This is a genomic window from Parashewanella tropica (assembly GCF_004358445.1).
Lineage (GTDB): Bacteria > Pseudomonadota > Gammaproteobacteria > Enterobacterales > Shewanellaceae > Parashewanella > Parashewanella tropica.
The window spans coordinates 1,349,371-1,375,225 of sequence record NZ_CP037951.1 but is presented as its reverse complement, the minus strand read 5'-3'; the positions used below and the strand labels follow the sequence as shown (position 1 = coordinate 1,375,225).

Annotated in this window: 20 protein-coding genes and 2 pseudogenes; 11 read left to right on the top strand and 11 right to left on the bottom strand. The window is 40.5% G+C overall.

The genetic code is table 11. From position 1 onward, the window contains the following. Window positions 1–302: 302 nt before the first annotated feature. Both E2H97_RS05815 and E2H97_RS05810 read right to left on the bottom strand, forming a co-directional pair. Window positions 303–644 (bottom strand): type II toxin-antitoxin system ChpB family toxin, encoded by a 342-nt coding sequence (locus E2H97_RS05815; RefSeq protein WP_133406271.1) that lies wholly within the window; start codon window positions 642–644, stop codon window positions 303–305. Then, window positions 644–895, bottom strand: a complete 252-nt coding sequence (locus tag E2H97_RS05810) for an AbrB/MazE/SpoVT family DNA-binding domain-containing protein (protein ID WP_133406270.1) — start codon at window positions 893–895, stop codon at window positions 644–646. The genes E2H97_RS05815 and E2H97_RS05810 overlap by 1 nt, the downstream gene beginning before the upstream one ends. 1,186 nt (window positions 896–2,081) lie before the next feature. Here E2H97_RS05810 and E2H97_RS05805 point away from each other — a divergent pair. The 6 genes from E2H97_RS05805 (at window position 2,082) to E2H97_RS05780 (ending at window position 9,029) form a co-directional block, all read left to right on the top strand. Next, the gene (locus E2H97_RS05805) at window positions 2,082–2,537 is read left to right on the top strand and encodes a hypothetical protein (protein WP_133406269.1); all 456 of its coding nucleotides are present in this window, start codon (window positions 2,082–2,084) and stop codon (window positions 2,535–2,537) included. A 430-nt stretch (window positions 2,538–2,967) separates the two neighbouring features. Beyond that, window positions 2,968–3,453: a hypothetical protein gene (locus tag E2H97_RS05800; RefSeq protein WP_133406268.1), complete on the top strand. Its 486-nt coding sequence runs from the start codon at window positions 2,968–2,970 to the stop codon at window positions 3,451–3,453. A gap of 3 nt (window positions 3,454–3,456) precedes the next feature. Continuing rightward, complete coding sequence (locus E2H97_RS05795) at window positions 3,457–3,996, top strand: hypothetical protein (protein ID WP_133406267.1); 540 nt, start codon at window positions 3,457–3,459, stop codon at window positions 3,994–3,996. Between the two features lie 169 nt (window positions 3,997–4,165). After that, window positions 4,166–4,621, top strand: coding sequence for a hypothetical protein (locus tag E2H97_RS05790; protein ID WP_133406266.1), 456 nt, complete (start codon window positions 4,166–4,168; stop codon window positions 4,619–4,621). A gap of 15 nt (window positions 4,622–4,636) precedes the next feature. Further along, the gene (locus tag E2H97_RS05785) at window positions 4,637–6,220 is read left to right on the top strand and encodes a hypothetical protein (protein WP_133406265.1); all 1,584 of its coding nucleotides are present in this window, start codon (window positions 4,637–4,639) and stop codon (window positions 6,218–6,220) included. Continuing rightward, window positions 6,213–9,029, top strand: a complete 2,817-nt coding sequence (locus E2H97_RS05780; RefSeq protein WP_133406264.1) for a site-specific integrase — start codon at window positions 6,213–6,215, stop codon at window positions 9,027–9,029. The genes E2H97_RS05785 and E2H97_RS05780 overlap by 8 nt, the downstream gene beginning before the upstream one ends. A 319-nt stretch (window positions 9,030–9,348) precedes the next feature. Here E2H97_RS05780 and E2H97_RS05775 read toward each other — a convergent pair whose 3' ends face one another. Then, window positions 9,349–10,686, bottom strand: coding sequence for an AAA family ATPase (locus E2H97_RS05775; RefSeq protein ID WP_133406263.1), 1,338 nt, complete (start codon window positions 10,684–10,686; stop codon window positions 9,349–9,351). A 463-nt stretch (window positions 10,687–11,149) separates the two neighbouring features. On the opposite strand from E2H97_RS05775, the gene E2H97_RS05770 reads away from it, so the two are divergent. The 4 genes from E2H97_RS05770 to E2H97_RS05755 all read left to right on the top strand — a co-directional run bounded on the left by E2H97_RS05770 (window position 11,150) and on the right by E2H97_RS05755 (window position 16,307). Further along, a complete protein-coding gene (locus tag E2H97_RS05770) occupies window positions 11,150–12,454 on the top strand; it encodes a hypothetical protein (RefSeq protein WP_133406262.1) in 1,305 nt (434 codons plus the stop codon). Between the two features lie 494 nt (window positions 12,455–12,948). Next, window positions 12,949–14,130 (top strand): Arm DNA-binding domain-containing protein, encoded by a 1,182-nt coding sequence (locus tag E2H97_RS05765; RefSeq protein ID WP_246029060.1) that lies wholly within the window; start codon window positions 12,949–12,951, stop codon window positions 14,128–14,130. Window positions 14,131–14,304: 174 nt separating this feature from the next. Beyond that, a complete protein-coding gene (locus tag E2H97_RS05760; RefSeq protein WP_133406261.1) occupies window positions 14,305–15,054 on the top strand; it encodes an IS5 family transposase in 750 nt (249 codons plus the stop codon). 164 nt (window positions 15,055–15,218) lie between these two features. Continuing rightward, window positions 15,219–16,307 (top strand): GIY-YIG nuclease family protein, encoded by a 1,089-nt coding sequence (locus E2H97_RS05755; protein WP_170308251.1) that lies wholly within the window; start codon window positions 15,219–15,221, stop codon window positions 16,305–16,307. A gap of 366 nt (window positions 16,308–16,673) precedes the next feature. Here the strand turns inward: E2H97_RS05755 and E2H97_RS05750 are convergent. The 3 genes and pseudogenes from E2H97_RS05750 to E2H97_RS05740 form a co-directional block, all read right to left on the bottom strand. Continuing rightward, window positions 16,674–17,804 (bottom strand): annotated as a pseudogene (locus tag E2H97_RS05750) (ISAs1 family transposase). A gap of 195 nt (window positions 17,805–17,999) precedes the next feature. After that, window positions 18,000–18,305, bottom strand: a complete 306-nt coding sequence (locus E2H97_RS05745) for a nucleotidyltransferase family protein (protein ID WP_133406259.1) — start codon at window positions 18,303–18,305, stop codon at window positions 18,000–18,002. After that, a complete protein-coding gene (locus E2H97_RS05740) occupies window positions 18,302–18,664 on the bottom strand; it encodes an HI0074 family nucleotidyltransferase substrate-binding subunit (RefSeq protein ID WP_133406258.1) in 363 nt (120 codons plus the stop codon). Before E2H97_RS05740 ends, E2H97_RS05745 begins: the two co-directional genes overlap by 4 nt. 40 nt (window positions 18,665–18,704) lie before the next feature. On the opposite strand from E2H97_RS05740, the pseudogene E2H97_RS05735 reads away from it, so the two are divergent. Next, window positions 18,705–18,949 (top strand): annotated as a pseudogene (locus E2H97_RS05735) (DUF6444 domain-containing protein); the annotation flags it as partial. Window positions 18,950–18,951: 2 nt separating this feature from the next. Here E2H97_RS05735 and E2H97_RS05730 read toward each other — a convergent pair. The 5 genes from E2H97_RS05730 to E2H97_RS05710 form a co-directional block, all read right to left on the bottom strand. Further along, entirely contained in the window at window positions 18,952–20,082 is a 1,131-nt protein-coding gene (locus E2H97_RS05730) for an ISAs1 family transposase (RefSeq protein WP_133406257.1), read from the bottom strand. Window positions 20,083–20,270: 188 nt separating this feature from the next. Next, window positions 20,271–21,149: a UTP--glucose-1-phosphate uridylyltransferase GalU gene (gene galU / locus E2H97_RS05725; protein ID WP_133406256.1), complete on the bottom strand. Its 879-nt coding sequence runs from the start codon at window positions 21,147–21,149 to the stop codon at window positions 20,271–20,273. A 184-nt stretch (window positions 21,150–21,333) separates the two neighbouring features. Then, window positions 21,334–23,253 (bottom strand): polysaccharide biosynthesis protein, encoded by a 1,920-nt coding sequence (locus E2H97_RS05720; RefSeq protein WP_133406255.1) that lies wholly within the window; start codon window positions 23,251–23,253, stop codon window positions 21,334–21,336. A 145-nt stretch (window positions 23,254–23,398) separates the two neighbouring features. Then, window positions 23,399–24,406, bottom strand: a complete 1,008-nt coding sequence (locus tag E2H97_RS05715) for an NAD-dependent epimerase (protein WP_133406254.1) — start codon at window positions 24,404–24,406, stop codon at window positions 23,399–23,401. A 278-nt stretch (window positions 24,407–24,684) separates the two neighbouring features. After that, window positions 24,685–25,851, bottom strand: coding sequence for a nucleotide sugar dehydrogenase (locus tag E2H97_RS05710; RefSeq protein ID WP_133406253.1), 1,167 nt, complete (start codon window positions 25,849–25,851; stop codon window positions 24,685–24,687). Window positions 25,852–25,855 lie beyond the last annotated feature (4 nt).

The window sequence follows — 25,855 nt, the reverse complement described above, 5'->3', positions numbered from 1 at the left end:
CAATCAGTTACGACACAATTACAGTAAGTTGTTGATTTATATTCTGTCGTTTGGATCTAGTGAATAAAGAACAATCTTATTGAACGTATTAAATCTTTGAAAAATTCATATTTACGGTAAGAGGATCTGATTTCTACTTAAGGGGGCAATCCCCCTCTATGGATAAATTAGTGTTTAGTTGTATTCTCTGAAGACTCGAGAATAAACTTTTCAGCTTCTCTCAACGATTGTCAGTCTGAATTGACTAGCTCAAAGAGAACTCTATTAATTCAATTTCATCTTGCATTATTAACTAACTTTAATTATTCAAGAATCGCTGCCAATATCGCCAACGCTTCATCAACTACTTCTGAAGGTGCAACTTCTATTTTTTTTGCTCTTCTAGCCTGAAGGTCAACCATACGAACCCCATTAACCAGTATCACTCCTTGAGTCTCAGTACCAGTTCCCATTAATGAGATCGTAAAACCTTCAAAACGAGCAAAATTACCACCTTGTGTAATAGGCGCAATGAGCGTCAAGCCTAAGCGGTTGTATTTCTTGGGTGATAATACCAAGCAAGGGCGAAAATCACCTTGGAGCTCTTTACCTACAGTTGGGTTTAAACAAGCTCTAACAATATCCCCTCTCTCAAATACAGCCATTAGATTTCTTCACCTACAGCTCTAGAGCCATCCCAATCAACAAGTTCTTGAGGCATCGGTGCACTGTCGTCACATTTAGCGAGTAAATCATCAAGAGAATATTTCTTTTGCTTTTTAGGTGTGATCACTAAACGACCATTCTCTGTAATCGCTTCAAGCTTATCACCAACTTTTAATCCTAATTCTTTTAAGAGCTGAACGGGAATAACCGCACCTTTTGAGTTACCGATTGTTCTTAATGTAGTTTCCATGAGTATAACCATTTGGATCAACATAGTTATAACTGTATCAAAAACAGCTCAAGTGTCAACAATGTTACCACTACAATATAGATACTAAATGAAACTGTTCGGACGGCTTAAGCCACTAGTGCTTGATCGTTCGTTTTTAATTTCGGGTACTGTGGTCGAAGATCAACAGCCCCTAGTTTTATGGTTTTTCATTTTAGGCTTAAAACCATTTTTTTTCTTAGTTGCTTGATGAGGTTAAGGCATACAGGCACCATCTAAAATTCATAATACACATAACTGATTACACCTTTTTCAGTGAACAAAAATGGAACTTTTGCTAATTGATTAGTTTGAGGCTTCTAAGGGGAAATCAAAGGCAAGCAGTGAAGATATTAAAGCACAAACAAACATCACTGCCTGTCCATAACCAGAGAATGTAAAAGTTACACACAACCTTTACTTAACAAAGCGAGTGCTGAACAATTACAGCTCATTTGTCAAAATACGGAGGCGACGCACATTGATTTTTATCTTGATGATAAGCGAGCGATATTTAGTGATGGCTCGTAAGTTCTCTCAAGTTCATTAGCATCAATACCAAAGTAATAGTTAAAAAACGACTTATGAAGTCGTATTGAGCAAAATCATCAACACTTTTTTTCTTATCTTCGCAAGTGTTTGTCCAACTTGTTGACGATTTGCCATGAACGCTTCCATGTTTGATATATAGCGAATTCAATCTAAATTAGCGCACTTAGTTTGCCATAAAGCGAATACCAGAGTGCTTCTTTAGCCATATGGTTTGCTATCCAAGTTAAAAGCACAAAATTTGTGACAAACTGACGCGCTATGTGACTGGAAAAGATTCTTTTCTTTGCCGCTAAAGGAGAAGTCTTAAAAAGTATCACGTTGTTTACGAAAAACGCTGTTTGTTGTATTACGTTAATGATCCTGTCACGTAAATGAAGAGGGCACTGACGACCAGCTCTGTCATTGAACATAGTAAACGCAAACGGTTATTTAGTGCTATTTCCGCTTAGGAAAGCCGCTCACAGCAAAACGTTGAATTTATATTCATCTATTTTTTCAAGCCTCTTTATCTGCTACTATTTGAGGGCAAAAAGTGAACATATCCCTATTCTAGAGCTCATACGGAAAGAGGCACACGACAGGGATGGTGTTTCATCACTTTACCTTGGAGTCTCAAATGACTAATGAGGAACGTTACGCTCAACTGCAGATACATCATTTATCCCAAGAATATCAAATACTATTCTCTGCATGGTGTAAACAACAAGAAATGCGCTGGGAAAACCAGTGCAAACACGCTCTTTTCATGCAAGAGCAAGCTTTCCTTGAGTTTCAAAAGTCACCCAACTTGCGCTTTGACAAATTAGAGGATCGGTTGGCATTATTAACCGCACAAGTTGAACATTCTTCAATGACCATTACTCACCGCCTTGACGCTTTTAAAGTAAACGAGGAGATGAAGTTTTACCACTTTGAGTCCCCCAGTAACAAAATAGACTGTCATTTTGATCGTATTGAGTCGAGTTTAAAGAGGCTGGATAACAAGCTGTGGGGGTTAGCCCATCTGAGCACTGGCTTGGCATTTAAATCAGAAATCATCAGTCTTTTTCACCACTTTATTACCATTATCTGAGCCAGACGATACGAATGCCGTTTCGATGATGCATTTGCTCACTTGACACTTCAAACGTATTTGATTGCCCACTAACATCACTTTCATTCGTGGACGTTGGCGCATTGTGTGATGTTTCTCACCTCTCATAACTCAACAATCAGCTCCCTGCGCAAGCCGAATGCTTTACCTCATAAGACTTTTCAATCCTTTCAGAAACCCAAGCTCAACTTGATATGATGGTTCAACATCTCAACAACACAGAACGATAACACTCCCATTAAGCTAGACCACCAATCTGGTTTGTTTTTTACGCTCTAGCCAATTTGACTAACACCATAACACCTAACCAATTGAATTTAATGTATTTAAAAATTATTTACCTTTCTGCGTTGATAATTCAAAAAATCCGCTAATATCACTTCACAAAGTAATTACATGCATTAGATTGATGAAAATAAAACGGATTTTATTAAGTGAATTGCGACTCAACATGCATCCAACCGTTGCTGAGTTATCCAAGGGTGACTGCGTCAAATGTCAGGCGCCACCAGCGGTGGATTTTCTGTCAGAGCAAGAGCTTCAAATTTTATTGTCCAAACTGCCATTATCCGTTTTAACCGATTCAGAGGAAAACACTTATATTTTGTTGGAAAAATCACTTCCCTTTGAATTACTCAAGCAACATCCACGCAGCCATTTATGCCGTGTTTATCTTCATATTTTTAATGAAGACGAAGCTGACGCGGTTATCAAAACACTATTACTCCAACATGCCGCTTTGCACTATCAGCAGTTCGACTCTATCGCGAGTAACCTTTTCTATAGACATAAGAATGCAAAGAACGTGGGCTTAAAGACGCCGACGATAAGAAAGCTATCCGCACTTAGCAATTTGTCCACGTCCGCTATTCGACCCAAGAAAAGGAGAACATAAGTTATGGCAAAATGGGAACAGATAAAGAAAGATAACAGATCAAAAAATAGTGGAGGCGTTTATCCAAATCCGCTACAAATTTTGTATTCATTGAGCCTTGTATTTCAACAGGTAATAGATAATAAACTTCTTGTTGCATGGTTATATCTATGGATCCGTAACCAATTAGACTCAGTGCGCTGCATTGAAGATATACCCGACTTGATCAGAATACGAAGTTATGAGCATTGTGAAAAGAATGCAATCAGACTTTACTACGACAATAGTGAAACATCTTGCGAATACGCTATTGAATACCAATGCCAGCAACAAACGTTCATTTTATGGCAACCCATCCCGCAATTACTGAATACGCTTTTTTGTCATGTATTTCGCTCCATTGCGTATGGCTCAGCCCTGTTATCACATAACCAAAAACAAGCACTGCTTGACGTTATTTTAAAAAAACAAAGAAGAACGACCAATTTGGCCACCGTGCCACTTGCGTGCAAGAAGGTGTTAAGTGAGCTTTTTACAGGCTGTTTTTTTGTGCTAAGAGAGTAGAGGCAGACTCAATACATTATTATAAAAACATGGATTAAACTACTAATTATAAAGAGAAAAAGCACCTTTACACCATAAAATCAAAAAGTAGATATAGATAGATAAGCCAATAGGTGCTAATGATTAAAGAGCTACCGAACGCATTACCAGTAATATTAAGGGATTTAACATGGCAAATTATAAAAAGATCGCTTTTAAAGACTTTTCAATTCAGTATCATCCTGTTTTAAAAAGCATTATCCCATCATCCCGATTTTTTCCCAAAGAGCCAGTACCGATTGACATACTGACAACACAGCAACTGCAGCTCATTTTAGATTCGATGCCGGTGCCGGTATGCAAACACAGCCACGAATTACTGATCGATATGCCATTATTAACTCTACTCAAACATCACCCTAAGCATCACGAATTATTCATCCACCTGCTGCTTATCGATGATCCTGAATCCACCGTTGAGACATTAGCTATCACTAAATTGGCGTTACAGTCCCCAGAATTTAAACACACAGGCCATAAACTCCACCAGCGCCACCGCCATGCTAAGTCGGAAAACCGCCACACACTATCGAAAAAGCAGTTAAGTCAGCTTGCACAGCTATCACCGTCTGCATTAAGAACATAGCTGGGAGTCTATCGCATGGGTCGCAATACTAGAGAGCAAAAACGCAATCGACAATCAAATACTGGAGGCGTTTATCCTGATGCATTAGAAACTGCCATCGCCTTGAAGCGACTGTTTTATCAATTTGAACGAAATGCATTAAAAGAGGTTGATACTGAGCCGTTAATCATGGTCACTCTCTTTTTGTGGTTAACCCAACGCCTAAATCATTTAGAGCGATTGGACGGCGAAGAGCAGGTTCAACTGTCCATTCCGAATTTCAAACGAATATCTGGCACTGAAGACTGTGAAGAAAATGCATTTCGTAATACCCGTCATGGGCAATATTCATGGGCTGAATACGCATTAGCCTATGACACAGATCAAGGTATTCAATACCTATGGCAACCCATACCAACAGCCCTGAATCACCTGTTCCAACCTTTCATCGCAGCACAAAAAATAGGCCATCAATGGCTCGACGCCGAACAAAAGCAACGGTTAAGTGTTGTACTTACCAGAAAATGGACCACCCCTTCGCACTTAACGGCATTACATTTTTCGACAAAACAAACTTTTTTTAATTATTTCAGCCAGTGCAGCCGTGTTGATACTGAGCTGTCGAGTATCACAAAGTCGATATTATTACCCTCGAATCTACTTCACCATCACCGCAATGCCAAGGACTATCAACGTCAAGACTCGGATCATATACGCTATCAAATTTTCCACGCCCAACATCGTCATTTAGAACGGGTGCTGACGATTTATCGACAGCAACATTGGAATGAATCGATTTCCCAAACAAATCAAAAACAACTCAAATTGATTGATAAAAACTCAAGTCCCAAAATTCCTGAGCTATTCACTCGAGAAAATAAAATCAGTCAACGAACACTGAGCATCAAAAACAGAACCCAAACATACAACAATGATGCACCAATTGTATTGGGTAGCCAAAGACAGGTATCTCAATCTGATATTGTTCGCCTATTTAGAATGATAGAGGGTGAAATCAACCAAAGTCGACCCCAGCCGGGTAGCGCACTTTCTGTCTATATCAAATTTTATAATTTGTGTACCTATCATATTGCCCTACTGTTTATTTTATTAACCTCAACCAGACCAACGCATGCCATCAGTATTGAGCGTCAACGCTGCTTTAGCCAATTGGCGACCATTTATGATAAGGGTCAATGGCGAGAAATTTTATTATGTGAATTTTTGGAGAAACAGATCAAACACTATCTGAAGTTTCAACATAATTTAGCGCAAAGGTTGCCAAATATCGCCTCTGAGCCATCACCTTATTTGTGGTTTTTGATTGATGAAAAACAGTGTGCAACACCACTGAACCACAGAAGTCTTCAACAATTCTTGACCCCTTTTTCGCCCAACATCGAGCCTTATGTATTACGCCATGCCTTCGCTCAAGCCGCGCTCACCAGTTCTCCATTCAACAAATTGACCACTCAACAGATAGATCGACTGATGGGGCATTCTGAGCAAGGGGAACATTTCGGTCAAGATCATTGGTTGCCAGAAACCTATGACACATTAATGCGTTTTTTAAATTCATTGCCACCTCACTTTGGCTTAAAGGAGGTTGAGTATGTCTGAATTACCTCGACATCTTTTTCCTAAAGAGATCATGGCATTTTTCGATCGCCAGTCTTTACCCTGTGCCAATAAAGCCTCCTTATCATGGGTACTACAGCACTGGCCTGCGCTCGAAGAAAATGTGCGCACCGTTTCAACGTCGCAAATTAGGGAAGTCACCACGCAAATGCGTCCGCTGCCAGCGGGACAGCGTCGACAATATAAACAGGCACTTGAGAATATTCTCGTCTATCTAAATCAAGCCCGGAACTGGCATGTCCCCCAAACGGTTCATCAAAAGGCGAATGATGTAATGATACAACGATTTGAGCAGATCAGCCGATTTGCTCATCATGCCGAACGATTGGTTGAGGTTTATTATCATCAAAGGCAGCGTTTTCTCAAACAAAGAGCAACTCCCTGTACAGCGTTTACGACACTAGCCGTAGCCATGGAAGTAGCACCACTGTCCATCAGCCATCTCACTCATCTCATTAACGCACGCTTTCAGCACGTCAGCAACTCACAACGACTCACGATAAACATTAAGCATCAACGTACTGCCCCACACGATGAAGCGCCACTGTTCTCCCGTTATTCTCTCCCTCTGTTTGTTTATCGAGTGTTGAGTGATTATGACAAGAGTAAACCGAGAACAGTCACTGAAAAACAATTGCTCGATCAATTAAATGACTTAATATCTCAGTCAAATACGACACTGCTGCCCATGTCAAAAGCGGGTTGGCAAGTCACGTTTCTTGCCGTCTGGAAATATCGCGACCAAGTCCCACCCACTTTCCTTTTGGACATTGCCACACCAGAGCGACACGCCAGCTATGAGAATGCTCCCCCCTCACAAACACAAATCACGGCAAAACTTCGTCACATCTATCGTCAAGATTGGGACGTTAACTGGTTCACCCAATTAGGTGAGCAACGAAAAAAGGTTGAACAGCACTGGCCGCATAAACAGTTAATTAAGGCACTGTGCAAAAAACAACATACTCAGTCCGTTGCTCCTGAGTGGCAACAACACAATATCCTCCCCAAAATGCTCTACCTCTATACAGAGGAATTATTCATTTATGGCGGCATGCAAAAAGAAACGCTGGCAAACAGTACCATCAAAAAATACGTCAATATCATTCACCTTCTGGAAGATAAGCCGCTCTCTTATTCCGATGCTTGCGATCCAACCTTGATGCAGCAATGGGGGCAACAGGTGTTTAATGCGCTCAACAGCGATGCTCACCGACAAGTCATTCGCTATTTTTTCCGATTTTTGCAACGCCAACCATTAACCGACCATTTTGATGCGTCGCTTTATACCCGCCCGTTTTCAACACCAAGTGTCGACCCATTACGACTATCGTTAGCTCAGCTTTATCAACTTGTTGATGCCCTCTTTACTCAACCGAATGGACATCCAATGCAACGGTTGTTCTGCGCGGCTATGGCAATACTGTCGTATTTTGCCATGTTAAGACGAGGCGAGATCCTGCGTTTACGCAAAGGCGATCTTATTGTTTCAGCGTTCGATAATAATCTGTTCACCTTGTATGTGACTCGTACTCAAGAAGGCTCGACAAAATCTCGAAAAAGCCGTCGAATACACCTTTATTTACCGGAGTATTTGTCAGCGATCATTCATGAATTGTTGAAAATCAAAGAGCAAAGTGACAACCGTGAACCCTTGATTGGTTTTTGTAATGAACAATGGTTTTCTCGTCAACTGTATTACCTACTGCCTGTGACAAGAGCCATTAAAGCCATTTGCGGAACGCAGGCTAAATTTCATCACTTACGCCATAGTGGCGTCCATCTATTCACTCTTCAAGCCTTGCATTTAGCCTACTCCTTAACGCCTGAGCAAACGACTGACGATCCATACTTACAGCCATTACTATCTAAAGAGGTGATCGAACGCCGTTTTCGCTACTGGCTAGAAGGACGAGCTTTTAAAAAGGTCAACGACAATCTGTTATTGGATGAATTGACTCGGCAAATTGGACATGGACATTATGCAACAACGCGTTGGTCCTATCTGCATGACATTGATTGGTTGTATCCGTTTTATCGGTGTGGTTATGGTCCGTTTCAAGAGCGGCAAGTTGACTATCTTGAATTAAGGTATCTTTTGGGGCTTTCTGCCACCTCGAATGATGTTTATCGTCAGGGCAAACGCCTTAGCATCACTCCAGAGAGCGATAACACTTGTCGTAACAAAAGCGGCATTACAACCACGGAGCACCGAATTTGTCAGCAATTATTTTCTAAACGCTATGCCTCAGAACCCACCACTAAATCGTACACCTCACTTGCTCCTGATCATTGGCATAACCAGTGGTTAAAGTCTATTTCAAATCAACATTCCGATTTTTTAAGCTTAGCCACTCAATGTTTACTCGAACAAGGAAAGGTAAATTGGGCAGCATTCAGCCAACTTTGGCATACATCTGGTAGACATCAACAGCAAACGTTTAGCCCTGCCGACAGAAAACATCTGAAAATGATGCTCGCCCACATGACATCAAAGCAAAGCCTCTCTGTGTCTTGTTCACGAAAATCGCTTAAGGCTATCAGCACACTGTTTGCAAAACCATATCTACGCTGGCTTACATTCACACTTAAATTGTCATTGAATCGTAAAAGTCGAAAATATGATAAAATAGCCCTTATAGAGCGATATTTTCCGAACCATGACGTTGAGTTCAAATCACGACCATCAGGCGCTACAAGATTGGAAATTACGCTCACCCAGCTAGGTGAAATTCCTTCGACGTACCTAGAGCTCCTGCCATACATCGCTACAAAATCTGACGAAGGCTGATATGCACAAACATACTCTAACAATCACAGGCCAATTCATTGAGGGCATTCAAGCACCTTGTAGTATCACTCGATCCAAAAGCTACTGATGATTATTGCATCAGTGTCATCATCGATGCCAAATACTTTTTATATCTTAGTGAGAGCTGAGAAACGAATTTGTACTGACTTTGAGTATATCAGTTTGTGGATAAATAATGGGAATGTGACAGGAGGTCGCATTCCGTGATCAACGAATCAATCCTGATCACCAAGTAACTCAGAAAGATTAGTGCAAATATCAATGTGATCACTGTTTATCACTTTCTCCTCAGCACCATTTACATTGATGATCGCAGTACGAATGCTTTTATTACTCGGACAGTTAAATTTTTCAATTTTTGCTTCATACTTTGAATGACTTCCGAGGATAATTTTTTGTGCTGAAACTTCATTTCAACAATATAAAAGTAACGTCGAGTCTCAATGAGCAAATCAATCTGCAATCCCTTGGTCTGATATGGGGCTGCACGGATCACATCTTCAGGGTTCATGGATAACGCTCTGTATACCAAAGCTAGGTTTTCACGCATGACATATTCAAACTGGTATCCCAGTAAGGAATCGAGGTTTTCCGGCAATTGAGCGGTATCAAGCTTGATGGCTTGCTCCCTAGGCGCGATAGCTTTATAGAAAAAACGAAGATAAGGATCTGAAATATAATATTGTGCATCACGTTGTTCAAAAGTGCCGTTCGATAAATCCCAAGGCTTTACACTACGAATAAATGCACTTTGCTCCATCATGTCTAGATCAAGATACAGGTGACCGTTAGGTTTATCCAAATCAAGCTTCTTAGCTAACTCAACAGCAGAGTGTTTACCCGATGACAATATATTTAGAATAGACTTAACTCGTTCACCTTTAGTTCTGAACAAATCCTTCATCAAAATGTCGAATTCACGATATAAATAGCCACTTTGAGAAAAGGCTGTTCGTTTTAGATTATCTTCAAGGCTTTTTGAAAAGTTAAATACTTCTAGATAACTTGGGATCCCACCGGAAATCATTAAATAGCGCAGTTGCTCATTCATGGCCATACGTTGTTTGATTGGCGCAGGGATAATTTTAAGGGCATCAATTAAAGGCAAAGGTTGTAATACCTTCTCCCAAGATAGCCTTCCATACCAGCCTTCTGATTCGGTGATGAACTTTTTGATCCAACTGGCGAGAGACCCCGTTAAAATTAAGGTAAACCCCTTAATATGTTTTAGCTTATTTTCCCACAGTGTAAAGAGAATATTAGTAATATCACCGTGGGATTTACCAAACCAATTGATTTCATCAATCATCAACACACAATTGCCACGCTCAACATATTTTGCCATCGCCCATAGCGCTTCATCCCAATCAGATAGATTTGGTTTTGGGACATCAAACGTGTCTTTCATTTGAACAGCTAGGTTAGCAAGTTCAACCTTGGTCCGATTGACTTTTTGTGCCGGCATACCAAGAAGTTTATAAAAAGGAATATCAAGACAGTTACGACAAAAGTGTTCGATTAAGGCACTTTTACCAACCCTTCTTCGACCTGTTAAAACGACGACTTTTGCCAATCCATCTGGAGAAGCTATCGCTTCATGCAACTCTCGAATTTCTTTTTCTCTGCCAATAAACATGACAACCCCTATACATAATATGGGCGACTTTATGTATGTTGATGCATGCTGTCGCCTTAGTTATGGAAGCACAAATAGGGCGACAGCTAATTAAATTTTTGGTTATTTCGCCGATCTTTGTAAAATCACATTAGTGGTGCAGACGATCCTCGTTCACATTAAGTCAAAGCAATCCACCTCTATGTCTTGTTCACGACAATCACTTGAAGCTATCAGCATATTGCTTGCAAAACCGTCTCTAAGTTGGCTGACATTCACACTTAAATTGTCATTGAATCGCAAAAATCGAAAATATGATAAAATAGCCCTATAGAGCGATATTTTTCAAACCATGACGTTGAGTTCAAATCACGACTATCAGGCTCCACAAGATTGGAAATTACGCTCTCCCAACTAGGTGAAATTCCTTCGTCGTACCTAGAGATCCTGCTATACATCGCTACAAAGTGTGACGGAGGCTGATATGCACAAACATACTCTGACAATCCCAAGCCAATTCATTGATGCATTCAAGCATCTCGTATCATCACTCGATCCAAAAGCCATTGATGATTATTGCATCAGTGTCATCATCGATGCCGAGAAAAAATCCATTCTGTTTGTGGGAGGGGTGTCTCCCAATTACACACAGCTCACGATTCCCATGAATGACAGCCCGCCATTGCGAAGCTGTCAATTTGCATTCCCTGGCGAATTTTGCCGATTGGCGATCACTGTGCTTGAGCTTAAAGAGACAGAGCCTACTCTTCAGCGGTACGCACCAATCCTGTTAAACCTGACACTGAGTAAGGGTAAGTACACACAAGTGCAGCAAACCCCCACCTTTTTACCCAATCATCCAGACGAAAAACAGAGCGATTATCCAGCATTTCGTCGTTTTGCTCTGTCTGCGGTACAAGAGGCTCATACAAGCTATGTTAATAACAATGATAATAAGGCCTTTCACCCTATATCGAAAACGATGCTGCAACACATGATCCAAGAGGCAAACGGTCACCTTCCATTTGATTACATTGAGATGAACTCTGAGACTTCAGAGCTGAAAATTCAACGCAATGGTCAACTACAACACACAGCCCTAGCCAAACACATCAAACCTCCTATTTCAACCGTCATTAATCCCCAAGCACTTGATAACATCAAAATGATAAGTGAGTGCGACAGCAACAATATAGAGATCAACTTAGAAGGTGAGGTACTCACTATTCGCAACGATGAGCAGACCATCAGTCAATCACTGGGGGATGTTGCAGCTTTTTATGAACTTGCCCCGCCACAAAAAAGCACGCTTCTCGTTGGTTTTATTGATTTTTTCTATTTCAAGAAAGAATTAACCGATCACAAGAAATATCCATCACTTAAAAAAGAAAACTTATGTCATTTGCTCATTGATGAGGGAGAAATGTTTATGCTGTCTATCTGTAAAGGACACGAATTTGCACAGCAAATCCCAGTGCAGCATCTCAAGCAAACATACCAAGGCCTTTTCACGTTTCATCCCAAAGATCTTGAGCGTACGACGCTCAAAGGGTTGGCAGAAGCACACGAGATGAAAGTAGCGATTAGCCAATTCGAGAATGGTGAGTATGACTTGGAATTTTTCAGTGAGCATCAGCAAGACTTGCCCTACACCAGCATTCCTCTTACCAATAAACAAGATGACATCGAACAATATCTCAAACTCAAAGCCACTTGTTTATCGCAAAAAACCGTCACGATTGAGGTTCCAGAAACTCAACTCGGTTTGTTTTTACACATTGAGGATTGACACCTTTATCTTATCTCTTAGCAATGAGTTAAATACACCCGGCGAATTACGTAGAGCGTATTTTCTCTACTCGCGGCGGGGATAATGAAGGTTGCATTCATCCCAAATAGGTAACCGATGCGATTTCAATTTAATGTCTCATTCAAAGTCAAGCGCATCGATGTACCTTTTGAGCATAGCTAATGGCCCCATACTTCAACGGCAACGCACCGATTTTCATCATCCATAAACAAAAATTAATTGAAAAAATCAGCTTTTTTTCGCCAATGTACTGGACAGAACAACAGTATCGGTTATGGTTAAAAAGCAACCAACTCATAAGCGGAAGTATTCTCAGTTTAGTGGGGATAAGCAATAGAGTAGATAAGCAGTTGGGATAGAGCGGCGGCCACCGCCCTATCCCGTACCGGCTGCACCGTGTTTAACAGACTCCAGCCGATGGATAAAGTGTAACGAATTCCATCGGATAGAGATAGTACTATTTGATGGAGGCCATGATGGCTCATATCCGCATTCGTCCTAATGGGCGCATTCAGTTTGATCTTCATATCTATGGTCAGCGTTTTCGTGAAGGCACGAAAATGCTGGCGACTCCAAAAAATCTGGCTATTGCCAAGTCGATGCTGAAAACCATCAATGCTGAAATTGACTTGGGCACCTTTAAGTATCGTGAACATTTTCCCGACAGTAAAAAAGTTCCGCTGTTCGAGCAACTGCAACGAGACAAGCATCCCGATCATCAATATCCTTTTTTTGATCATTTTGCCGAGCAGTGGTTTTCACGCCAAAAGGGCAAATGGAAAACCAGTTATCAAAATGCTGTCCAAAACAACCTTGATAAATATCTGCTTCCTCATTTTGGTAATACCTTGGTCAATGAGATAAGCTTGGCGCAAGTGGAGCACTATCGTCAACGTCTGATGGAAACCACCAAAGCGGATGGGGCACGACGGTTATCCAATCGTCGCATCAACAATATCCTGTGGCCACTGGTCGCCATTGTCAGTCTGGCGGCAGAAGAGCATAAATTTGATTATCCGCTCAGACGATATCGTGCATTAAAAGAAGAAAAGGCGGAGTCATCTCCATTGACGCTGGAAGAAGTGAAGCGGTATTTGGGTGCGGTTGACCCACAATGGAAAGATTACTTTTTGATACGATTTTGGACAGGGCTTCGTAGCTGTGAGCTCCACGCCCTGCAATGGCAACACATCGACTTTGACCACCACTTGATCCACATCCGTCAAAATTGGGTAAATGGAGAAGTCTGTGACGTCAAAACACCCAAGTCACGACGCTCGCTCAAACTGTGCGACACCTTGTTTGATGCCTTTAAACGTATTCAGGCTACGCAATTACTCATAAACGATACCAACTTTGTGTTTACTGGTGAGGACGGGCTACCACTGGATACTCATTTTGTGAGTAAGAGCCTTTGGTACCCTACCCTCAAAAAAGCAGGACTCAAGCGCCGACGCCCCTACGAAACCCGTCATACTGCTGCGGTACTTCACATCGCCGCTCATGAAAATCCACTCTATGTGTCGCAAATGCTGGGGCACAGTGATACCAAACTATTATTCGAAATTTACGCCCCCTACGTGGCAAATGCATCACGTACGGATGGGACGGCTTTTAGTGAATTAATGAAAAGTGAAGGGGTAACGGGGAAATGACCATTATCACCTTCAAGAGGCAGACATATAAGACGTTAATAGACCCTTATATGCCGATTGTGATGCGCTGCGTTACCTGTCGCCCTAGGGGCTGTTGATCTTTGTTTGAATTTTGGTCGTTGATGGCAATCTCGTATAATTTATTTCGCCAAAAACATACTAAACGAGATTGCCGTGCCCCGATTAATGCTCACAGACGAGATGTGGTCGAAGCTGAAAGCTATTTTGCTTGAAGATAGAATCTATAACAAGCCAGAACACCGACAAACTATGGAAGGAATTCTTTATCGCCTTCGAGTTGGATGTCCTTGGAGAGACTTGCCTGAGTGTTTCGGTAAATGGAATACTGTTTACCGTCGATTTCTTCTTTGGTCTCGAAAAGGTATTTTAAAACGACTATTCAAAACTCTTGCTCAAGACACCGATACTGAATGGGAGTTCATCGACGGAAGTTATGTAAAAGCTCACCAACACAGTACGGGCGCAGCTTCAGACGAAGAACAGGCAATAGCATTAAGTCGTGGCGGTAACACAAGTAAAATCCATCTAGCTGTAGATAGTTACGGTCTACCAATAGAGTTTATTATTACTGGCGGTGATATTCACGACAGTGCGGCAACCAATGATTTAATAGAGCTTCTCCCTTATGCTGATTATATCGTTGCAGATAAAGGTTATGACAGTGAAAAGATAAGAAGCAAAGCTCGTGAGCAAGGTGCAACGCCAGTAATTCCAAGAAGGTGTAATTCAAAGACTGGAAATGCCGATATTGATTGGTGTTTGTACAAATATCGGCATTTAGTTGAAAATGCTTTCGCAAGATTGAAGCATTTTCGCTCGATAGCAACTCGATATGATAAATTAAAGATCCACTTTGAAAGTATGTTATCACTGGCTTGTGCGATGATTTGGCTGCCGATGTGAAAGATCAACAGCCCCTAGTTGAGAAAACGAGGAGCCACTATTTATTCAATCACAGGACGAGCGACATACCGCACGGACAAGACTTTGTGTTTTGGCTTTATAGACATGACGGAAAGATGTTAAAAGCCCACCACACTGTGTGAAATACCGTTATGGAGAGAAATATGACTAAGCCAAAACAGATTGAAAGATTTCTGCAATTGTTCATTATCAAGCATGGTCTTGAATTTGCGACCTTGGTAATGAGGCTAACCAGAGTACCGGCACATGCGCCCACCTTAAGCCGAGTATTCAATGTGTTCTACCGCAGACTTTACCCTGGCTATGCCACTCAAAAAATCCCATCAAAGGTTAGCACTGCCATCAAGCATTTATCGGATAGAAAGCATGATTTTGAGTCTTACGCTCAAAGCCATTGGCGTATTCCAACCATCCGCGAGTTGCCTACTGGGTTGATATTTGACGAACAGCAGTATTGCTACATACCAGAGTCCAATAAATCCTTCAAGAGATTGCAATTCCTAAAGAGCTTAAAAGGAGACACCTTGCTTGATGAACTGGTTAATTTATCTGACAGGGAGGTATATACGGATAAAATTGCCAATGCTAAAGCTCAGTTAGCCAAGTATACTGGCTTGCCTCTTGATGTTGCGGCACAGCTCGTCAAACACATGGATTTTCAACAATTCCCGGTGTGGTTTAAACGAGAGGATTGTCATTATCTTTGTCAGCAATTAGCGCAAGGTATGCATTTTGATGACGCCTGTAAACAGGTGTGCAACGATAAGTATCAGATAGAAGAATTCAACCTATCGCCGTGTACTCAGGATGAGAGAAGGCGCATCGTCCACCAACTGGACGATATGTTTGAAGCCATCAAAAATGAAATCGACAAGAGTACAGCTAATACGGTGATTAAGCCCTCACAATATGTCTATTTTGTCGTTTTAGCGGATAATTTGATAAAAATAGGTGGGACAAAAAGTAACGAGAATCTAGAGACTCGACTCAAGCAGCATCACAGTACTTATCCGAAAATCAGCACAGTACAGCACGCAGCGGTAAAAGATTATAAAGTGGTAGAGAGAGCAATAAAAGCCGCATTTTGTGCAAAATTTAAAGTCTTCACCTCTCAATATCAAGATCCAAAGAAGACTCAAGAGCTGGGACAAGGCGAATATTTTGCGATCAAAAAAGATTCGCATCAGGATGCAGCGGAACTTTTCGAAGATCTATTGCGGTTATTAAAGTAGTTGGTGGCGCAGGATGATGCAGTGAGTTTGTCGTGTTTGCAATGTATGTTAGCTCGGCAGAAGTAGCTAATTCATTGACTAACCTGGAAAAGCATGGCGCGAGACTCTGCCTTCGCAGGAGTGACACCAAAGTCAGCAGAACTTTGTCGGTATTCAGGTGATCTTTACCTAGAGCCTAGCTCCTGTGACCTAGCCCCTTTTTCTAAATTCTGCTTTAAACGCTGCTCCAAAGGTACATCGGGGCTATCTTCATCTTGTGTTCTACCCGAGTCCTAAGCCTTGAAAAAGTCTATAAAGTGGAAGTTGAACGACAGGTTCGTGTGTCGATAGACTTGGAACCTTATTAGCCTTTAAACCACGGAAAGATTACGAAAGCTCTTGCCCTGCAAGGACTTGAGCTAGGTAACTTGTACTCATTGCTGCTTTCTTTTGCTTTCTCTTTAAACCGGCTTTAAAGGTTGTTTCTTTATTGAGTAAATTCAGCGCTACATGACGTATGTTTGAAAACACTTCTGGTGCTTCACCTCGTCGTATACGACAGTCATCCTCTCGCATCGCAACATCCAATTTCCAGTGAAGCTTATTTTCTATATGCCAATGCGACCTTACAGCTTCAGCAAACTTCTTCGGCGTTAATTTAGCTGAGCTAATGAAGTATCGAATTGTAGCGTCTGTGGGAACTTCACCTTCGTTATTTCTAAAGGAAATACTGATTCCCAATGTTTGTAGCCCTGGCCATTCAAAGCCTAAATCAACAAACTCTCCAAAAGTTTCACAGGTTATGTGCATTCGAGTTTCTTCACGCCCGTGTGCCTTTTCGTTTGTTGTAAAATATTCACCATTCCATTTCTGTAGCTTATCCATCGAGAAATGTTTGATAAAGGCTTCTTCTAAGCGCTTATGATTACCTTTTACTGCAAGCAAGTAGTCAGCATCTTTATCTAAGATTGTTTGAGCTATTTGCTTCTGACAGCCCATTGCATCAATGGTTACAATGCAACCTCTAATGTCTAACAGTTTTAGTAATTCTGGAATTTCGGTAATTTCATTGGATTTTTCAGCCGTTTTTATTTGCCCTAACACAACATTATTGGCTGTAGAAAAAGCACTCACCATATGAATTGGACCAAGTCGTTTTGCTTTGTTATATGAACGGCGAACTGTTTTACCATCAATAGCCACAACATCGCCTTTAGTCACTTCATGACAAGCTTACATCCAATCAATAAAGCATTGTTGGAAATGCTTTGCACTAATGCTCCTTACCACTCTAGCAATGGTATCATGAGCGGGAATACCATTATCAAAATCTCTCTAATTCTGAAGCCAGTCAAGGTGTTCATGGCCAAAATCTTCGACTTCTTCCCAGCCTTCAGCTCCTGCAATAACATCAAAGGTGGTAAGTAATAAAATATCTGTTAGCTTGTGGTCAACCTTCCAGTCCTGTCGTGGGTCTCTGATTGTAGAAAGTTGTTGAATCAAATCATGGCCGTTCATAAGAAATCTCATACTCTAAAAAGAAGTATAAGATCACAGTGAGATATAAAAGAAAAGCTAAATTTCTAAATCTGCGGAAAACTAGCTGTGACGGGGTGTTTCATGATCTTTCCCTAGCCTTTAAACCAATTCAATTTATGTAATGAATAAATCATACATTCATACCTTAAGCTGTGCCATCAATCACTAAAGTCTTCAATTTGATAACACCTTAATTCCCTCTTTCTCGATTTGAGCAAGAAGTTTTTCATTAGTAATTTTTTCTTTAATCACAATGTCAACTCGGTAAGGAAACGTGCTAAGTTCAAAAATTTCCTGTAGACGACAAACATTTTGTTCAGATAAATTTGAACCTGAAATCGCAATATCGAGATCTGAACCATCCTTAAATGAATGAGTAGCACGAGAACCAAAAATCCATGCAGATTCAATGTTTGAATTATCACTTAAAGAGGAAATAACGAAATTCAATTGAGAATGAGTAAGACCGAAATCGTTCATGATGCTCTTCTAGACAAGGTTTCGACAACACTTTCAAGCACCGAAAAATATTCTTTTTTGATCATTTTCAAAGATTTTTCGGCTAGTTGCTTATCATCTGTATGGGTAAGTAAGTTTCGATTATTTAAGGCACTGAGCAAACATTCACAATCAGAAAATGAAATAAGGCCAGCTTGAAGAGCTGTACGGATGACGCTTCTTGGGCTTGATTCAGTATAGCCTTCATATTCCAACAAGTCTTTTAACGTCTTCCATGTTAATTCAAAAGTCATTTCGAAAGTTTTAATAACACCTGTCAACTCGTAAGCATTCACCAAGCCTCTCTTGATATCTGTGAAACAAGTCACTTGATCTAACATTGTTACTTGCTCAATCTTTTTACGGTGCTTTTATGTTCATATGAAAAAGAAAAAGCTATATGAGAAAGATGCACCCCAGCCTTCAAATTTGATAGAAGCTAATTTACTCATCCAAGAACTTTGGCAGAAGCTTAGAGAGTATGAAGACAGGTTAAAGCAATCTTCCAGAAACTCATCAAAGTCACCCTCTTCAGATACGCCTGAAGCTAAGGCGGAGCGAAAAAAGCTCAAATGCCTCGTAGCCGAAATAAGGTGGGCGCTCAGCCAGGCCACACGGCACGGCAAGATTACGAAACCTCTTGTCCAGCAAGGACTTGAGCTAGATAACTTGTACTCATAGCCGCCTTCTTTTGCTTTCTTTTTAAACCTGCTTTAAAACTTTTCTCATTATTGAGTAAATTAATAGCCACATGCCGTAAGTTTGAGAACACCTCTGGAGCTTCACCTCGACGTACTCTGCAATCATCTTCACGCATCGCTACATCAAGTTTCCAGTGGAGTTTATTTTCAATATGCCAATGCTCCCTGACCGCTTTTGCAAACGCTTGAGGCGTAAGTTTCGCTGAGCTAATGAAATAACGAATAGTAGCATCTGTTGGGATTTCACCTTCGTTACTTCTAAATGAAATACTCACGCCCAGTGTTTGCAAACCTGGCCATTCAAAACCCAAATCAACGAACTCATCGAAGGTCTCAGTGGTGATGTGCATTCTTGTTTCTTCACGACCATGACCTTTCTCTTTGGTTGTGAAATATTCTCCATTCCACTTTTGTAGCTTATCCATAGAGAAGTGTTCAATAAACGCTTCTTCAAGCCGCTTCTGGTTACTTTTTACTGCCAATAAATAATCTGCGTCTTTATCTAAGATTGTTTGTGCGATTTTCTTCTGGCAGCCCATAGCATCAATAGTAACGATGCAGCCCCTAATATCTAAAAGCTTTAAGAGTTCAGGGATTGCCGTAATTTCATTCGATTTCTCTGCTGTTTTTATTTGTCCTAGAACGACATTATTCGCTGTAGAAAATGCACTGACCATATGGATAGGCCCAAGTCGTTTGGCTTTGTTATAGGAGCGACGGACCGTCTTACCATCTATAGCAACAACATTACCTTCGGTCACTTCATGACAGGCTTGCATCCAGTCAATAAAACATTGCTGAAACTGCTTTGCACTAATACTACTAACGACTCTAGCAATGGTATCGTGAGCAGGAATACCGTTATCAAAACCACCATAACTTTTAAGCCAATCGAGTCGTTCGTGCCCGAAATCTTCAACTTCCTCCCAACCTTCAGCTCCTGCGATAACACCACAAATAGTGAGTAACAAAATATCTGTTAGTTTGTGGTCAATCTTCCATTCTTGTCGTGGATCACGGATTGTCGAAAGTTGTTGGATCAAATCATGGCCATTCATAAGGAATCTCATATTCTAAAAAGAAGTATAAGATCACAGACTGTTATAAAAGAAAAGCTAAATTTCTAAATCGTTGTAAAGCTAGTCGTGATGGGCTGTTTCATGATCTTTCCCTGGGGATCCCTCAGAGCCCTGATTTAAATGCTTTACCACGGAGCCACAGCACCGCTCTTCCCATAGTGTCGCTTTTACAACAACTCTTTAAGCGCAGCTTTAAAATCAGCTCCCAACTTATGATCATTCAACGCATACTCAGCAAACGCTAGTGCATAGCCTAACTTATCACCACAATCGTGTGATTTGCCTGACATATGAAAAGCTTCGACAGTTTCTTGTTCAATCAGCATATCAATAGCATCGGTTAACTGAATTTCATCACCAGCGCCTACCGGTGTTTTTTCAAGTAATGACCAGATATTAGCTGATAGCACATAACGACCGACAACTGCTAAATTAGATGGTGCATCTTCAACCGATGGTTTTTCAACCATACTCTTTATTTGAGTAGATTCACCTTCGCAAAGACCTATACCATTACAATCTGCAATACCATATTTATTTACCTCTTGTTCTGATACTGGTGCAACCATAATTTGGCTCGCTTGAGTTTCTACAAAACGAGCTTTCATTGCCGCCAAGTTTTCACTTTTTTGGTTAGCGCTGTATTCATCCAAAATTACATCAGGAAGCACCACCATAAATGGATTGTTACCGATACAAGGCTTGGCACATAAAACGGCATGACCTAAGCCTTTAGCTTCACCCTGACGAACATGCATAATAGTTACATCTTTAGGGCAAATAGAACGTACTTCTTCCAGTAACTGCCTTTTAACGCGTTTCTCTAACGTAGATTCAAGCTCATAAGATGTATCAAAATGATTTTCAATGGCGTTTTTACTTGAGTGAGTAACCAATACAATTTCTTTTACGCCAGCAGCAATACATTCATTTACAATGTATTGAATGAGTGGCTTATCCACCAGAGGTAACATCTCCTTTGGAATCGCCTTGGTCGCAGGTAACATTCTTGTCCCTAAACCAGCAACGGGGATAACAGCTTTCATTTTTAATCCTTTTATAAACTTTTAAAACAACAAAGCCAATGGAAAACCACTGGCTTAGAATAAAACTTCGCACTCTGCGTCACAGCGGGCACGATGCTTTTATCTCTTCCTAGACAAAAGCGTAGTTTGCGTTGAACGACAGTTGTGTATGTCGGTAGCCTAGCACCTTAGCCCTGTAACCTTATCAGCTTTCAGCTTCAACTACTTCAACTTTACTTTCGCACCACACCAAATCACATATTCCATCAGTAGGCTTAAACCCTGTAGGAGCATTGAGAAGAATATAACGGATATCCTCTTGGCGGTAATCGTGGCAAGCACTATCTAGCGAGTCTAAAATTTTCTCTAATTCTGACCACTCCAAAAATACTTCGTTAGCAGTCATGATGCGTTCATGATCGGTGTCGATAACGTTATCACCTATCAGCAACTCTTCGTAAAGCTTTTCACCTGGTCTTAAACCACTGAATTTAACTTCGACATCACCACTAGGTGTTTGCTCATCCTTCACGCTCAAACCACTAAGTCGGATCATCTTGTAAGCAAGATCAACAATCTTAACAGGCTGCCCCATATCAAGTACAAAAACATCACCGCCTTTCCCCATAGCGCCTGCTTGGATAACAAGCTGTGATGCTTCAGGAATAGTCATAAAGAAACGAGTAATATCTGGGTGTGTAACGGTAACTGGTCCACCCTTAGCAATTTGCTTTCTAAAGAGTGGCACTACCGAACCTGATGAACCTAAAACGTTACCAAACCGAACCATACAAAATCGAGTAGAATGATTGGTTTGCTTAGCTAGAGCCTGTAACACCAGTTCAGCCATGCGCTTGGTAGTACCCATGATATTGGTAGGGCGAACAGCTTTATCCGTCGAAATCAAAACAAAGGTTTCAACTTCAGCTCTAATTGCAGCCCTTGCGGTATACAAAGTACCGAAAACATTGTTACGAACACCCTCAACAACATTATGCTCAACTAAGGGAACATGCTTATAGGCTGCTGCGTGATAAACCGTTTCAACATTGAACGCCACCATCACTTTATGCACTCGATTCTCTCTTTGAACCGAACCCATAATAGGGATTATCTCTACATCAGTACCTAGCTCTTTTGCGGTAAGCATCAACTCACGTTCAATTGAGTAAAGACCAAATTCAGATAATTCAAAAAGAACTAATTTAGATGGCTTTTGCCTTAAAATTTGGCGGCATAATTCAGAGCCGATTGAGCCTCCAGCACCTGTAACCATCACCACTTTATCTTTGATGTTAGCAGACATTAAATCGACACGAGGGGTAACAGGATCCCGACCAAGCAAATCATCAATCTCAACTTCTTTAACATCACTGTATTGCTTATCACCATTCACTAATTCAGCCATTGCAGGAATGGTTAATACTTTTGCAGCTAATGGCTCAAGTTGCTGGAGAATTTCTTGCCTTCGAGAACGTGACGCACTTGGTAAAGCTAATAGAATTTTTGTGGCCGTTTTTTGTTCAACCAGTTTTTTGATAATTGAAGGTGAATGAACATGGATACCTTGAATGACCACACCATGCAATGACTCATCATCATCAACAAATGCATAAGGAGTATACTCATGGCTTTGGCGCAATGCCATCACTAATTGACGACCACTAACACCTGCGCCATAAATGATTACAGGCTCACCTTCTCGGTTAGTACGAGAACCAATGACAGATCGAACTAAACCACGACTTCCGCCAATTAAAATAAACGAGAATGCAGCATAAACAATCGCAGAGTTTAATGAAAACTCATGACCAAAAATAACGCCAATAACAAACAGCAAAAAGGAAGATGAAAGCACACCACCAGTGATAGCTAAAACGGCTTGGCTGCCCATATAACGAAGTACTGCACGATATAGTCCAAACTTAGTAAAACATAAAATACTGAATGGCAATACAACAGCAAAGCCGTACCAATAAGTCACATCAGTAAAAGATGAAAACTGATTATTAGTTAAAAAAGTCGACAGCCAATAGGTAAAAAATAAAAAGCTACTATCGATAGCAACACTAATTATTCTTTTATAGCGGCGACGAAGACCAAAAATATTTTGTAAAAGATCCATTTTTCAGCTCAATGAAAAGTAATGTAAAAGTAGCTAGAAAATAAAGGTTATATAAACGAAAATACTATCTCATACAGTTATGCCAATTTGACATTCACTCTTCGATTTTGCTCAGTAAGAGGAGGAATGTAAATTTAACCCTCTTTTACTCTTTACAATAAAATGTTTTAAACCAACTCACAAATTCAGCAACACCTTCTGTAACTGAAACTTGAGGCTTATACCCTGTAGCTTCAAACAAATCCTGAGTATCTGCATAAGTTTGATATACATCTCCAGGCTGCATCTCACAGAAACTCTTTTTAGCTTCTATACCTAGCTCAGACTCAATAGCTTTAACAAAGTCCATAAGGTTAATTGGTGAGCCATGTCCGATGTTATAAACGGAATAAGGTGCAGAACTTGAAGCTGGCGTACCGCCTTCAACTTTCCAGCCATCATCACGAACCGGGATCACATCTGCGATACGAACAATGCCTTCTACAATATCATTAACATGCGTGAAATCACGCCACATATCGCCGTTGTTATTAATGTCGATAGTCTCACCATTTAATATTTTCTTAGTGAAAATAAACGGCGCCATGTCAGGGCGCCCCCATGAGCCGTAAACAGTAAAGAAACGAAGACCAGTTGTAGGAATATCATATAAATGGGAATAACTATGCGACATCAACTCATTAGCTTTCTTAGTTGCTGCATAGAGTGATACAGGATGATCAACTGAATCAGAAGTTTCAAAAGGTACTTTGCTATTTAAACCATAAACAGAACTTGATGATGCATAAACCAAATGCTTCACATCATTATGGCGGCAACCTTCTAGAATATTTAAATGCCCAGTTAAATTGGAATCGGCATAAGCATGCGGATTTTGAAGTGAGTAACGAACACCAGCTTGGGCAGCAAGATGAATCACAACCTCAAATTTTTCATTAGTAAATAATTTTTCAATACCTGAACGGTCGGCAAGATCCAGCTTAATAAAGCGAAAACAATTATGTTCAATTCGCTTTAAACGCGCTTCTTTAAGGCTCACTTCGTAGTAATCATTTAAGTTATCAATACCTACTACTTCATGACCTTGAGCAGTCAATTTTTCAACAACGGCACTACCAATAAAACCAGCAGCGCCTGTCACTAAATACTTCATTATTTTTCCTTTGCTTTTGAAGAAAGCAGGAGCTAGGTGATTACTTCATCAATATGAAATGACGCCAAATCCAATGTCACTCCTGCGAAGGCAGGAGTCTAGCGTCTTTACCTATTTTAAAGCAGGTCACTAGATTCCTGACAACAATATTCGGGAGTGACGAAAAGAATGCAATATATTTCGTCAAGACCCATCTGCACCAACATATTCACTATGACCATCATGCCCAGATAGTCAGGCATTCAGTTTTTAATTTCCCTATAGCCTGAGATCTTTTTCTAGTCTGAGCCAAACAAATCTCTGGTATAAACCTTATCTTGAACATCACGGATTTCATCAACCATTCGGTTAGCAACAATGACATCACAAGATGATTTAAATTCATTTAGATCTTTCAGCACCTTAGAATTAAAGAACTCTTCTTCATTTAAAACTGGCTCGTAGACAACAACTTCAATCCCTTTGGCTTTGATACGCTTCATAATACCTTGAATAGAAGAAGCTCTAAAATTGTCTGAACCTGATTTCATTATCAGACGATAAACACCGACACGTTTTGGATTTCGATTAATGATTGAATCTGCAACAAAGTCTTTACGGGTGGTATTGGCATCTACAATAGCGCTAATAATGTTATTAGGAACATCACGGTAATTAGCACGAAGCTGCTTGGTATCTTTTGGTAAACAGTAGCCACCATAGCCGAAAGAAGGGTTATTGTAGTGTCTTCCAATACGAGGGTCTAAACCAACACCTTCAATTATTTGGCGCGCATTTAAACCATGTGATTCAGCATAAGAATCTAATTCATTAAAATAAGACACACGCATTGCAAGGTAAGTATTAGAAAAAAGCTTTACTGCTTCCGCTTCAGTAGAGTCAGTAAATAATACAGGGATATCTTCTTTTTCTGCACCTTGAGCTAGTAAATCTGCAAATATTTTTGCTCTTTCACTCTTCTCACCAACAATAATACGCGAAGGGTGTAAATTATCGTATAGCGCCTTACCCTCTCGTAAAAACTCAGGTGAAAAAATAATGTTGTTGCAATTAAACTTTTCTTTTACTTCTTTGGTATAACCAACTGGAACAGTTGACTTGACAACCATCACTGCATCTGGATTAAACACTAAAACATCTCTAATTACAGACTCTACTGAGCTGGTATTAAAATAATTAGTTTCAGGATCATAATCCGTAGGCGTTGCGATAACAACAAAATCAGCCCCGTCAAAAGCAAGAGACTTATCAGTCGTAGCACGAAGGTTTAAAGGCTTATTTTTTAAATAATCAGAAATTTCAGCATCAACAATGGGAGAAATTTTATCATTTAAAAGATCTACCTTCTCTTGGATGATATCAAGAGCTACTACTTCGTTATGTTGTGCTAAAAGAACTGCGTTGGATAAGCCAACATAGCCAGTTCCGGCAATAGTAATTTTCATAAGC

Coding starts and splice junctions, on each gene's coding strand:
- E2H97_RS05815 (WP_133406271.1), bottom strand. CDS start 644: ATGGCTGTATTTGAGAGAGGGGATATTGTTAGAGCTTGTTTAAACCCA.
- E2H97_RS05810 (WP_133406270.1), bottom strand. CDS start 895: ATGGAAACTACATTAAGAACAATCGGTAACTCAAAAGGTGCGGTTATT.
- E2H97_RS05805 (WP_133406269.1), top strand. CDS start 2,082: ATGACTAATGAGGAACGTTACGCTCAACTGCAGATACATCATTTATCC.
- E2H97_RS05800 (WP_133406268.1), top strand. CDS start 2,968: ATGAAAATAAAACGGATTTTATTAAGTGAATTGCGACTCAACATGCAT.
- E2H97_RS05795 (WP_133406267.1), top strand. CDS start 3,457: ATGGCAAAATGGGAACAGATAAAGAAAGATAACAGATCAAAAAATAGT.
- E2H97_RS05790 (WP_133406266.1), top strand. CDS start 4,166: ATGGCAAATTATAAAAAGATCGCTTTTAAAGACTTTTCAATTCAGTAT.
- E2H97_RS05785 (WP_133406265.1), top strand. CDS start 4,637: ATGGGTCGCAATACTAGAGAGCAAAAACGCAATCGACAATCAAATACT.
- E2H97_RS05780 (WP_133406264.1), top strand. CDS start 6,213: ATGTCTGAATTACCTCGACATCTTTTTCCTAAAGAGATCATGGCATTT.
- E2H97_RS05775 (WP_133406263.1), bottom strand. CDS start 10,686: ATGTTTATTGGCAGAGAAAAAGAAATTCGAGAGTTGCATGAAGCGATA.
- E2H97_RS05770 (WP_133406262.1), top strand. CDS start 11,150: ATGCACAAACATACTCTGACAATCCCAAGCCAATTCATTGATGCATTC.
- E2H97_RS05765 (WP_246029060.1), top strand. CDS start 12,949: ATGATGGCTCATATCCGCATTCGTCCTAATGGGCGCATTCAGTTTGAT.
- E2H97_RS05755 (WP_170308251.1), top strand. CDS start 15,219: ATGACTAAGCCAAAACAGATTGAAAGATTTCTGCAATTGTTCATTATC.
- E2H97_RS05745 (WP_133406259.1), bottom strand. CDS start 18,305: ATGAACGATTTCGGTCTTACTCATTCTCAATTGAATTTCGTTATTTCC.
- E2H97_RS05740 (WP_133406258.1), bottom strand. CDS start 18,664: ATGTTAGATCAAGTGACTTGTTTCACAGATATCAAGAGAGGCTTGGTG.
- E2H97_RS05730 (WP_133406257.1), bottom strand. CDS start 20,082: ATGAATGGCCATGATTTGATCCAACAACTTTCGACAATCCGTGATCCA.
- galU (WP_133406256.1), bottom strand. CDS start 21,149: ATGAAAGCTGTTATCCCCGTTGCTGGTTTAGGGACAAGAATGTTACCT.
- E2H97_RS05720 (WP_133406255.1), bottom strand. CDS start 23,253: ATGGATCTTTTACAAAATATTTTTGGTCTTCGTCGCCGCTATAAAAGA.
- E2H97_RS05715 (WP_133406254.1), bottom strand. CDS start 24,406: ATGAAGTATTTAGTGACAGGCGCTGCTGGTTTTATTGGTAGTGCCGTT.
- E2H97_RS05710 (WP_133406253.1), bottom strand. CDS start 25,851: ATGAAAATTACTATTGCCGGAACTGGCTATGTTGGCTTATCCAACGCA.